At 49.6% G+C, this 11,973-nt stretch carries 11 protein-coding genes; 10 read left to right on the top strand and 1 reads right to left on the bottom strand.

Annotation, left to right across the window (positions count from 1 at the left end):
• Positions 1-492 precede the first annotated feature (492 nt).
• From B5F77_RS13405 to B5F77_RS13395, 3 genes are read left to right on the top strand one after another with little or no spacing between them, the layout of a single operon-like run.
• Positions 493-2,721: a hypothetical protein gene (locus B5F77_RS13405; protein WP_162608009.1), complete on the top strand. Its 2,229-nt coding sequence runs from the start codon at positions 493-495 to the stop codon at positions 2,719-2,721.
• Between the two features lie 12 nt (positions 2,722-2,733).
• Complete coding sequence (locus B5F77_RS13400; RefSeq protein ID WP_140392890.1) at positions 2,734-3,252, top strand: DUF2807 domain-containing protein; 519 nt, start codon at positions 2,734-2,736, stop codon at positions 3,250-3,252.
• Positions 3,253-3,310: 58 nt separating this feature from the next.
• A complete protein-coding gene (locus tag B5F77_RS13395; RefSeq protein ID WP_087331622.1) occupies positions 3,311-3,643 on the top strand; it encodes a glycosyltransferase family A protein in 333 nt (110 codons plus the stop codon).
• A gap of 107 nt (positions 3,644-3,750) precedes the next feature.
• Here the strand turns inward: B5F77_RS13395 and B5F77_RS13390 are convergent, their stop codons facing one another.
• Positions 3,751-5,691: an NAD(+) synthase gene (locus B5F77_RS13390; RefSeq protein WP_087331637.1), complete on the bottom strand. Its 1,941-nt coding sequence runs from the start codon at positions 5,689-5,691 to the stop codon at positions 3,751-3,753.
• 93 nt (positions 5,692-5,784) lie between these two features.
• Here B5F77_RS13390 and B5F77_RS13385 point away from each other — a divergent pair, with 93 nt between their 5' ends.
• From B5F77_RS13385 to nadD, 7 genes are all read left to right on the top strand, one after another.
• Positions 5,785-7,020, top strand: a complete 1,236-nt coding sequence (locus B5F77_RS13385; RefSeq protein WP_087331620.1) for an MFS transporter — start codon at positions 5,785-5,787, stop codon at positions 7,018-7,020.
• Positions 7,021-7,132: 112 nt separating this feature from the next.
• Positions 7,133-8,497, top strand: coding sequence for a gliding motility-associated C-terminal domain-containing protein (locus tag B5F77_RS13380; RefSeq protein WP_162608008.1), 1,365 nt, complete (start codon positions 7,133-7,135; stop codon positions 8,495-8,497).
• 24 nt (positions 8,498-8,521) lie between these two features.
• The gene (locus tag B5F77_RS13375) at positions 8,522-9,484 is read left to right on the top strand and encodes a lytic transglycosylase domain-containing protein (protein WP_087331615.1); all 963 of its coding nucleotides are present in this window, start codon (positions 8,522-8,524) and stop codon (positions 9,482-9,484) included.
• A gap of 43 nt (positions 9,485-9,527) precedes the next feature.
• Positions 9,528-10,406: a YicC/YloC family endoribonuclease gene (locus B5F77_RS13370; RefSeq protein ID WP_087331613.1), complete on the top strand. Its 879-nt coding sequence runs from the start codon at positions 9,528-9,530 to the stop codon at positions 10,404-10,406.
• A gap of 1 nt (position 10,407) precedes the next feature.
• Complete coding sequence (gene gmk / locus B5F77_RS13365) at positions 10,408-10,980, top strand: guanylate kinase (protein ID WP_087331611.1); 573 nt, start codon at positions 10,408-10,410, stop codon at positions 10,978-10,980.
• The gene (locus tag B5F77_RS15625) at positions 10,977-11,168 is read left to right on the top strand and encodes a hypothetical protein (RefSeq protein ID WP_140392889.1); all 192 of its coding nucleotides are present in this window, start codon (positions 10,977-10,979) and stop codon (positions 11,166-11,168) included. The genes gmk and B5F77_RS15625 overlap by 4 nt, the downstream gene beginning before the upstream one ends.
• Positions 11,138-11,713, top strand: a complete 576-nt coding sequence (gene nadD / locus B5F77_RS13360) for a nicotinate (nicotinamide) nucleotide adenylyltransferase (RefSeq protein WP_087331609.1) — start codon at positions 11,138-11,140, stop codon at positions 11,711-11,713. The genes B5F77_RS15625 and nadD overlap by 31 nt, the downstream gene beginning before the upstream one ends.
• Positions 11,714-11,973: the final 260 nt, after the last annotated feature.

The raw sequence follows: 11,973 nt of genomic DNA, 5'->3' as shown, positions 1-11,973 counted from the left end.
AAATCTGTATAATCTGTATAATCTGTGTGCCATTCCGTGCTCATTTTTACTTTTTAACTTTTAATTGAACAACATGAAGATTCAGACATACAGTACAAAAGAATTGGCGGCTATGTATTTTCCAAATAGCCAACACGCGCTGCCACCACACAATTAAAAACGATGGATACAACGGAATCAAGAGTTAAAAGACGCCTTGCATTCCGCTAATTATGAGGTGTCTCAACGAATTTGGACACCGAAGCAAGTAGAATTACTATTTCGGTATTTGGGCGAGCCATAATGCTATAAAGCATATCGAAATAGTTGTACAGGCCAGAAAAAAATATTTTCTTTGCACAGTTTTAAAAAGTAAATAAAGTATAAATACCTATTTGACAAAAAAGAAAATGACTTACAAAAATTCAACATATTGGGGGGGGTAAATTATTCCTATTAATTCTACTATCCGCCAATAATTTATCCCTTTCCGCCCAAGACATAAAGGGGCGCGTGCAGACGGCAGACGAGAACCAGCCGCTGGTTGGCGCGACGGTGCGGGTGCTGGCAACGGATTCGACGTATGTAACAGGGTTTACGACAAACGATGAAGGGCGTTTCGAGCATCTTGTGGATTTGGACAAATTCGGGTTGGAAGTATCTTACGTAGGATATGAAAAGAATTTCGTATGGGTGCAAAACAGCGAACGCAAGGACTTGGATCTGGGGACGATCGCGTTGGCGCTCGATTCGGTCAGCTTGGGAAGCGTGGAAGTGGTAGCGCAAGCGATGGTTCGCAAAACCGGAAAGATATTGGCGTATCCAATTCATAAACAAGTGAAAGCGGCCACTTCCAGCCTTAGTTTGTTGCAAAGCATGATGCTTCCGAAGTTGCTTGTCGACCCGGTGCAGGAATCGATTTCCATCCAAGGCGTTTCGGGGGTTATTTTTCGGATTAACGGCGTAGAAGCCAGCTTGCAGGAGGTAAAAGCACTGAAGCCGGAACAGATTGCGCGCGTGGATTACAGCCAGTTACCTTCGATGCGCGAACTGGATTCCAATTCCGGCGTGCTCGATTTTATTTTGAAAGAGCTGCAAGTGGGCACTTCGTTGGCGGTCGGAGGAACAAGCGCGTTCACGACGGGTTTCATCAATGGGAATTTCAATTTCCGGACAAATTATAAAAAATCCCAATTTTCAGTCGATTATAATGTAAATTACCGCGATTACTCCGAACGCCGGACGGACGAATTGGAAACCTATTCGTACCCGGACGGCACGACGCTAACGCGCGACAAGCGAGGCGAGTTCGCTCCTTTTGGTTACACAGATCATAATATAGCTGTCGGCTATCTTTTTAAGAATGACAAAGATATGATAAATGTGCGGTTTAATAACCAAATTGGTTCGAACTACGACATCAATCGCCAGCAAATGTTTCAAGACCAGCAATTAACAGGACGGCGCGACATCCATTCTTCCTTCTCCAGCTACGTTCCTTCGCTTGATTTCACGTATAGCCGCAAGATTAAGGATAACCAAGGCGTTGAGGTGAATTTAGTTGGTACACTGGCTAATACGGATTACGAACGCACGTTGACAGACCGTTTGGAAGAACAGACGTTGTCGGAAATAAATAATACGACAGACGGAAACCAAAAGTCGCTGATCGGCGAAGTGTATTATTGGAACGAAGGCGAAAAGGTCAATTTTTCGGCCGGCGTGCGTTCGACGTACCAATATGCCAGTAACCTATATGGGGCGGACGAAGAAGTAAACTTGCAGAATTACAATGCGTATCCATACGTCCAACTGCAAGGTAATTTAGGGAAAGTAGCCTATACCATCGGGACGGGCTTGCGATTCCAGCACCAAAAACAGGGGAACGAATCGGTGAATTATTGGCGCAATACGTCGTCTTTGTCTTTATCGTATCAACGGAAATATTGGGACATACAATATTCAATTAATTTCCGCCCATTATTTCCTTCGTTAAGTAGTCTTTCCGAAGTAATACAAGAGATTGATTCCCTTTCTATTATACAAGGGAATCATCTATTGAGTCCCTATAACACGTTGCGAAACCAGATTGATTTCTCCGTTTGGGACAATAAGAAATTCGCATCCGTACTGACGTTGGTGGCCGACCGCAGCTTTCATCCTATCCAACAGGATATTTTTTATTCGCCTGAGCATAAACGGTTTGTTTTTCAAGAGAACAACCAAGATTACGATGTCAACTACGGTGCGCAGCTGATCGTACAAATGACGGACATTTTGAATCTATTTATGTTCCAAGTATTTGGCGGATGGAACTATTACAAATCGAAAGGCGCGGCTTATGAACATACCTTGAACAATTTCTATTATGGCGTTTACGTAGCACTGACGTATAAAGGTTTCAATCTTTATGGCACTGGGCGCAAACCCATGAAATATTTGTCGGGGCAATCAGTCATAACCTCAGAAAATAGCTGTAGCATCGGAGCCAGCTACAAGTGGAAACGCGTAAACATAGGAATGGGTTTAATGTTCCCGTTCACAGACGGTTCCAAGTACCGGACGGAACAGTTGGCAAAAAGCATTTCGTCGGATAGGAGTGTGCTAATCCGCAACAATCGGAACATGTTTTATATCAGCCTTTCGTACAATATCAATTGGGGGCGCTCCCTATTCCAAAGCAACAAACGGCTGCAGAATGCGGATAACGTGAATAGCATCTTAAAAGTAAACGATAATTAAAACAACAAGCATATGAATAAATTAGCATTATTATTAGCCGGATCAGCCCTTTGCGCATCGAGCATGGCAGAAGAACCCGTAAAGGATTTCTACTTTGCAGGTTATAAAGCGATATTCATTCCGTCGGACACTTTCCGCGTGGAAGTTGGGAATCCGGAATTAGGTATTCAAGAAATAAAGGACGGCACGATGTCGTTCACGCTCAAAGACGCGAACGGCCCTGTGCCGAAAGACGTAGTGCGTATTTATACGAACGACGTTCGACGGATTCGCATGATTTATTCCGTATTGCTCATGGACGAACCCATTGCGACTGATTCGTTAAGCCTTTCGTTAGCAGCCGGTTCGAATGGGATTGTAAACGTAAAGACAAAATATTTGCAAGCATCGGCAGGAGCTGGCAGCCAATTGGCCGTAAAAGGAGAAACGGATGTGCTTGATTGCACAACAAAAGGTTATAGCGGCGTCGACACAAGCGGGCTGAAGGCAAAAGAAAAGAAATACGAGGAATCGGAAGTGGATTATAACTGAGAATAGAATACGGTAGAACTATCATTTAGGTCATTTATAATTATAAATTGGAAAGAATATGGAGCCCAAAATAAGCGTTGTGATGCCAGTTTACAATTCGTCCCTTTACTTGAACGAATCGATCGAAAGCGTGCTGAACCAGACGTTGGACGATTTCGAATTTATAATTATAGATGATGGTTCTACAGATAACAGCATCGATGTAATCAAAAGTTATCAAGACAAAAGAATAAATTTGCAAAAGCGATCCCATGATTATATGGCATCGCTGAACTATGGCATGCGTTTGGCAAAAGGGAAATATATTGTGCGAATGGATTCAGACGTTGATTACGATATTGACGTCGATCGGGATGGCGCTCGGCGTCGTGAGTTGCGCTTATTAAATTGAAAATGGGAAGTTGAATATTGAAAATAATATCCGGTGTTGCTATTTTTCAATATTCAACTTTCCATTTTCAATTTTTAATTATACGGCGGTCTTTAACTTTTTTAATTTCATTCGATAAGTAAATCAATTTCCGAAAGCCAGAGGGCGGCAGAGGCATCGCTCGGCATACGCCAATCTCCGCGAGGCGAGAGGCTTACGCTTCCTACTTTCGGTCCGTCGGGTAGGCAACTGCGCTTAAACTGTTGTTGGAAGAAACGAGTAAAGAAGGTGCGGAGCCATTTTTTTATCGTCGTCTTGTCGTATTGCTTTCTGAAAGCCAGGCAGGCCAGGTAATAAATCTTGAGCGGACGCGCCCCGTGGCGCAGGAAGTGGTAGAGGAAGAAGTCGTGCAACTCGTACGGGCCTACCAAGTCTTCCGTCTTTTGCTGGATGTTGCCTGCTTCGTCTGCCGGAATCAGTTCGGGGCTGATGGGCGTGTCGATGATATCAAGCAGGATGCGGCGCGTCTCTTCTTCCATTTGGTGCCGCGCCACCCATTCGACCAGATATTTTACTAACGTCTTGGGAATGCTGCAATTGACAGCATACATCGACATGTGGTCGCCATTGTACGTCGCCCAGCCGAGCGCCAGTTCCGAGAGATCGCCCGTACCGATGACCAATCCGCCCTCTTGATTGGCTACGTCCATGAGGATTTGGGTTCGTTCGCGCGCCTGGCTGTTTTCGTAGGTCACGTCGTGTACTTCCGGATTATGACCGATATCTTGGAAATGTTGCACGCAGGCTTCGCGGATTGGAATTTCGCGGAATGTAACGCCAAGGGAATGAATCAGCCCGACGGCATTCTGATACGTACGGTCAGTCGTCCCGAAGCCCGGCATGGTAATGCCGATAATCCGTTCGCGGGGAATCTGAAGCAAATCGAAGGCGCGGACCGTTACCAGCAGAGCCAGCGTAGAATCCAATCCGCCAGAAATCCCCACCACGGCGGTCTTCGCATGGGTATGCTTCAATCGCTTTGCCAACCCGCACGTTTGTATTTGGAAAATCTCCTCACACCGTTCGCGTAAAGCAAAACCATTAGGCACAAAAGGATGGGGGTCGATGGTGCGCGAAAGGCGATTTGCCTCTTCTCTATGATACTCTGGCAGGTCGAATGGGAGATGGATGTTGAGTTCCGCATCTTTTCCTTTAGGCTGGTACGAAAATTGGCTCTTCACCAACCGATCATGGCGAAGGTATTCCACATCGATATCGGCAATCACCAATTGTTCTTCTAACGAGAACCGTTCAGACTCAGCCAGCATTACGCCATTTTCAGCAATCATCGCGCTACCGGCATACACCAGATCGGTGGTCGATTCCCCAAATCCGCTGGAAGCATAAACATACCCGCAAATGCAACGACCGGATTGCTGGGCAACCAACTGGCGACGATAGGCTTGTTTACCAATCGTTTCATTGCTGGCCGAAAGGTTGACAACTATATCAGCTCCTGCTATTGCCATAGAAGTACTGGGCGGAACCGGCATCCACAGGTCCTCGCAAATATCAACCGCCACAGCCACCTGCTCGGCGTTGAAGATGAATTGCCGGTGCATGGGGTGTGGGTCTTCGCCGATATATACCAAGTCTTCCAGTTGGCGTTCCGACGACGTGAACCAGCGTTGTTCCTGATATTCCCTATAATTCGGCAAATACATCTTCGGAACAACTCCCACGATTTCTCCCGATTGAATAGCCACTGCAGCATTAAACAATTGATTTGCGGAACGTAGCGGCAACCCTACAAAAGTAAGGACCGGCAAATCCTCCGTCTCACGAACCAATTGCAGTAAGGCCTCTTCTGCATTCGAAATCAATGTATCCTGAAGGAACAAGTCTTGGCAGGTATATCCTGTGATACAAAGCTCCGGAAAGACCAGCACCTGCACTCCTTTGTCGGCAGCTTGGCGCATTAACCGTTCAATCTGTTCAATATTATAAAAACAATCAGCCACCTGCACTTGGGGAACTGCGGCAGCTACTTTTACATATCCATAATTCATATTCATCATATCCAAAATTACGACTTTTGAAAATTACCGTACAAATATACAGATTTTTCTCTTTACCTTTGCACCGGAATCAAACAAACAAATATGGAGAAAAAAGAAATAAGGCCATCGAAAAAACAGATGCGAGGAGCTGTATGGAGCTACTTTTTAGCACAAGGATTTTGTTTTTCGAGCTGGGCAAGCCGCATTCCAGACGTGAAGGCCGCATTCGCTATCGAGGATGTATTTTATTGGGGATTGATATTGTTCCTGATCCCCGTCGGAAAGTTTGTGGCTATTCCGTTGGCTGGTTATTTAGTCTCGCGATTAGGTAGCCGGACCATGGTGCAGATCAGTGTGACAGGTTATGCGCTTTCTCTCTTTGCCATTGGAGCGGTACCGTCTATTTATGCATTAGGTGCCTGCCTTTTTAGTTTCGGCGTCTTCTGGAACCTGTGCGACATTTCCCTTAATACCCAAGGCATTGTCATAGAGAGGATATATGGGCGTACCATCATGGCGTCATTTCATGGAGGATGGAGCTTAGCTGCTTGCTTGGGTGCGTTGCTCGGCTTCGTGATGATTATTTACAACGTAACGCCATTCGCCCACTTCCTTATTTCGGCTCTTATTATTATAGGTATAGTCTTATTAGGACGTAACTATCTCCAAGAAGACCGTCTGCAGCCATATGACCAAGTGGAACAATCAAAGAAAACGCACGAAACCCCTGCGTTGTTGAGTTTCATCCGCAAACCAGAAATATTGCTCATCCAGTTTGGCGTGGCGGGATTGTTTGGTCTGATTGTCGAAAGCGCCATGTTCGACTGGAGCGGGCTGTATTTCGAGTCCGTCCTTCAGATGCCGAAATCCCTGCAAATCGGATTCCTCGTTTTTATGATCATGATGACGGCAGGAAGATTTCTGGCCAATTGGGCCTATCAGAAACTAGGAAAGCAGCGCGTCCTGCAATGGGCCGGTTCATTTATTTTCGTAGGATTCTTTACTACCTCCTTATGGGGAAATGCTTTCGAGCCTATCGCCTTGAAGGTCCTGATAAACTCTTTCGGATTCATGTTGGTAGGCTTAGGAATTTCATGTGTCGTACCGACGATTTACAGCTTAGTAGGAGCCAAATCCCATACGCCTATCGGCATCGCGCTTAGTATCCTTTCGAGCATCAGCTTCATAGGTTCGCTCGTCGCGCCCTTGCTGATCGGTGCTGTTTCGAAAGCGTTCGACATGGCTCAAGCTTACTTAGTAATCGGCGTGTTGGGGCTGTGCATTCTGCTGATGGCTACCTTCTGTCAGGCATTTCGGGAAGGAAACAGTCCTCGTTAGATAAGGATGTTCCCCTCCAGGCATCGGGAAGTTTTTGGGGTCATTTTCGCATGGCCAGGCAATATTTTGCTGAATTTTCCGTATGTTTGTAAGGAGATTCATAAATACAGATATGGAGCAAGCGATACGTTTCTTTTGTATAATAAGTATATGGCTCATGGGAGCCGGTTCGGCTTTTGCCCAGCAATACGTCGTACGAGGCGGAACTGGCGACCCCATGCTCGCGGCCGACGAGACGGCCTATAAGTTGAAAGTCTACGTCGTAAACGGAGTAGAGAATGTCTCGATAAGCTACACCTCCTCTTCTACTCAGCATCAATGGTACCGGTACAAGACGAGCCGATTGGGGGATTCCGAGCCTGTCGAATCGACTCAAAACGGAACGACCTCTACCCTTTCTCACGTGGAAGACGGCTATGGATACTATGTAGACGAGGGCGTCTCCGCGTCCTATTATGTCTGGATTATCGATTATGCGCAACACCCCGTGCAGTTCGACAACCTGGCAGTCTCGGAGAATAGCTCCTGCTCGGGCGTATTGTTGCAATCGAGCGCGAGCATCGACAACCTCCGTTACTACTATCCGACCAACGGACTGAGCCGCATGCTCTCGCGGGAGTTTGAGGTTTCGTTCAATACCTTGGAATGGGACGAGGAGAGCCTCCTTTTCCAGGAAGTCCGCCGGACTATCCGAACAAACAACCCCTTCAGCGAGTCCATCGACTCGGTCTTTGTTGATACGGACTTCGTCTTGACGGGAGACCAGTTCGCCTCCCACTTCGGGCAGCCGCAAACCGCTACTGTTGGATTCTACGAGACTTCCATGATTGCCCTCGAGGCCGACACGACCGTCATGGAAGATACTGCTGATAACATGGCCTCCGGAAGCGAAGGACAGCTCTCGGCCCCCGCGACCGTCCGCTTCACGGCTTATGCCAACGACCCGGTCGCCTCCCTTTACGTCTGGAAAATCTACCGCGACGAGGACGGGGAAGATAACCCGCTCGTCCGCTACACCGACGCAGAAGTGGAATATACCTTCACCGAGTACGGACAGTTTACTGCCGTAGTCGAGGTGAGCGACCGCACAGGAAACTGTTACCAGACGCAGTCCTTCGCGCTGGAAGTTGCGGAATCGTTCCTCGACGTGCCGAATGCGTTCTCCCCAGGGACCACGCCGGGCGTAAACGACGAATTCCGAGTAGCCTATAAGTCCTTAGTACGGTTCTCTTGCTGGATCTTCAATCGTTGGGGGCAGCAAATCTATCACTGGACCGATCCGACCCGAGGATGGGACGGGACGAAGAACGGGAAGCTGGTCCTTCCGGGCGTTTACTTCTACGTCATCGAGGCGGAGGGCTCGGATGGTAAACGTTACAACCTCAAAGGGGACATCAATATCCTGCGGGGCAAGCGTGAGCGCAACTTCGAATCTTCCAGCGGAAGTACCGACGGCTCCGATACGACGACACAATAACTACTTCATAGCAGACTTAGATACATGACACGACAAATACTTCTCTTCGCCAGTTCCATCGGACTGATAGGACTGGCTGCCGTCTCCGTTTGTTCGGATGACGCCCAGCGAATCGCCCGCGAAAAGCCGGTGGTTCCTTCCCTTATCATGACGCCCGAGGTACCGCTCTCGGTCTCCTTTTGTGGGCAGCTGCTCGACCTTTCGCGCTATAACATGCACGAAGGCATCGATAGGGAGCTGGCCTCTTTCTCCTATTTACACGCCTCGACGATGCTGACACTCAAGCGGGCTAATCGCTATTTCCCCATCATCGAGCCTATCTTGAAGGCGCAGGGCGTTCCCGATGATTTCAAGTACTTGGCCGTTATCGAGAGCCAGCTCGATGCGCGCGTCCAGTCGCCGGCCAAGGCAGTAGGCATGTGGCAGTTGATGGAGCCGACGGCGAGGGAATACGGGCTGACCGTCACGCCGACCGTAGACGAGCGGTGCGACGTAGCGAAATCGACCGAGGCGGCTTGCCGATACCTCAAGAAGGCCTATGCGAAGTATGGGGACTGGGCTTCCGTAGCGGCCTCCTACAACGCCGGTATGGGGCGCATCTCCCGTGAGCTGGACCGCCAGCAGGTGAACGCATCGACCGACCTGTGGCTCGTCGAGGAGACGACGCGCTATCTCTATCGCCTCCTCGCCATGAAGCTCATCTTCGAGAATCCGTATAAGTATGGATTCGTGCTTCGGCCGCGAGACCTCTACAAGCCGGTCGTGGGGCGCGAGGTGGAGGTTCGGGGCGATATCCCCGACCTGGCCGCATGGGCCCGCCAGCACGACGTCACCTATGCCGACCTCCGTCGGCTCAACCCTTGGCTTCGCGACCGAAAGCTCCAGACGGGCGGGCGTACCTATCGGCTGCTCCTTCCGGACTTGGCGGAGATGTCGTACGCGCAACCCAACGCCTACGTGCACAACAAAAACTGGATTGCTCCGTAAGAAATCGGAAGAAATACACTATCTTTGTGCAAATTTTTAAGGTATGATACAATCAATGACGGGCTTCGGCAAGGTTACCGCCGAGCTTCCTACCAAAAAGGTAACCATAGAAATCAAAGCGCTCAACAGCAAACAACTGGACCTTTCTACGCGGATCCCGCCCATTTATAAAGCAAAAGAAATGGCCATCCGCAGCCTCTTGCTGCAGCAGCTTGAGCGCGGAAAGGTGGACTTCTCCATATTCATCGAAGACATCCACAAGAGCTCTTCGGCGCAGATTAACCAGGAGATGTTCCTTTACTACTATCAACAGATTCTATCCCTCTCGACGCGCCTGGGAGTCGATGCGCCCCGGTCGTGGAACGAATTACAAGGAATCTTCCGCCTGCCCGACGTGATTTCAGCCGAGCAAACCGAAGCAGACGAGCAGGAATGGGCAGTCGTGGAAGAGGCCATCCGCAGCGCCATCGCCCAGCTTCAGGAGTTCCGCACGCAGGAAGGCGCTATGCTCTACCGCCTCTTCCAGGAGAAAATCCGGAACATTACGCAGCTCCTCGCCGAGATTGACCCTTACGAAAAGGAACGCGTCGAGAAGATTCGGGCGCGCATTCTCGACGCGCTCGCGAAGCTCACGGGTGTAGACTACGACCAGAACCGCCTCGAGCAAGAGCTTATTTACTATATCGAGAAGCTGGATATCAATGAAGAAAAGAACCGCCTCAGCAACCATCTGAAGTATTTTCTCGAAACCCTGGAGGCGGCAAGCGGTCAGGGCAAAAAACTCGGCTTCATCGCGCAAGAGATGGGTCGGGAAATCAATACGCTCGGCTCGAAAAGTAACCACGCCGAGATGCAGAAGCTCGTGGTCCGCATGAAGGACGAACTGGAGCAGATTAAGGAACAAGTATTAAACGTTTTATAGCATGAATTCAACTGGAAAACTCGTGATCTTCTCGGCCCCCTCGGGTTCGGGCAAGTCCACCATTATTAATTATCTGTTGAAGCAACCGCTTCGCCTCCGCTTTTCCATCTCGGCTACCAGCCGCGCCCCGCGTGGGACGGAGCAGGACGGTGTGGAGTATTATTTCCTCTCGCCCGCAGCGTTCCGCGAGCGCATCGAGGCGGGTGATTTCCTGGAATACGAAGAGGTCTATCCCGACAAGTTCTACGGCACGCTGAAGAGTGAGGTCGAGCGCATCCTCGCGACGGGAGATAACGTCATCTTCGACGTGGACGTCGTGGGCGGTTGTCATATCAAGGAATTCTACGGAAACCGGGCGCTCTCCCTCTTCATCCAGCCGCCCAGCCTCGACGAACTGCGTCGCCGCTTGGAATCTCGCGGAACAGACGCGCCGGAGGTTATTGAGAGCCGGCTGGCGAAAGCGGAATACGAACTGAGCTTCGCCCCACGCTTCGACGCGGTGGTCGTGAACGACGACCTGGCCCGTGCCGAGGAGGAAGTCTTACGTCGGATACAAAACTTCCTCGCCTTATGAAGCAGCAGGCCGTCCTCTCCCGAAAGTGGCTTTACATCTTCGTGGCCGTCGCGCTGGCGGCTGCGGCAGTCTTCGTCTGGGCTTGCGTAAAGCAAGACGCGACCGTCATGGTGGCGACGGGGCTGGTTGTCGGAGTACAAATCGTAAATATAGTACAATGGATTCGCTCGCACCGCACCGGCAGATAGGCCTCTACGCAGGCTCGTTCAATCCCATCCACATCGGCCATCTGGCACTTGCCAATTGGCTCTGCGAATATACGGGATTAGATGAAATATGGTTCGTGGTCTCGCCGCAGAACCCTTGGAAAATGGACGCCGACCTCATGCCGGATGCCCTCCGGCTCGAGATGGTGCGCAAGGCGGTCGCTGCCTATCCCCGCTTCCGGGCATGCGATGTCGAGTTTCGCCTCCCCCGCCCCTCTTACACGATTGATACGCTTCGCGCGCTGACGGATGCCTGTCCGACGTGCGACTTCCACCTCATCGTCGGGGCGGACAATTGGCTTCGCTTCGACCATTGGAAGGGCGCGGACGAAATCCTCGAACGTTACCGCCTCCTCGTCTACCCCCGAAAGGGCTACCCGCTCGACGGTACGCCCGCCCATCCCCATGTGCAGCGGGTCGACGCCCCCGAGCTGGAAATCTCCTCCTCCTTTATCCGGAAAGCCCTTGCCGAAGGCCGAGATATCCGTTACTTCCTCCCGGAGGCTATCTGGAGTTATTACTTTTAAGTCACCTATTCCTACTTACCCCTAAATTGGTTCATACGTACGAGTCCATCTGTTCGTACGTATGAATAAATCTGTTCGTACGTACGAGCAAATCTGTTCGTACGTATGAGCAAATTTATTCGTACGTATGAGCAAATTTATTCGTACGTATGAGCAAATTTATTCGTACGTATGAGTAAATCTGTTCGTACGTATGAGCAAATTTATTCGTATGTATAAGCTAATCTACCTGTAAGTATGCTACACAAACTTTAACATAA

Source organism: Parabacteroides sp. An277 (genome assembly GCF_002159645.1).
Taxonomy (GTDB): Bacteria; Bacteroidota; Bacteroidia; order Bacteroidales; family Tannerellaceae; genus Parabacteroides.
This window is presented reverse-complemented; position numbering and strand designations above follow the sequence as displayed.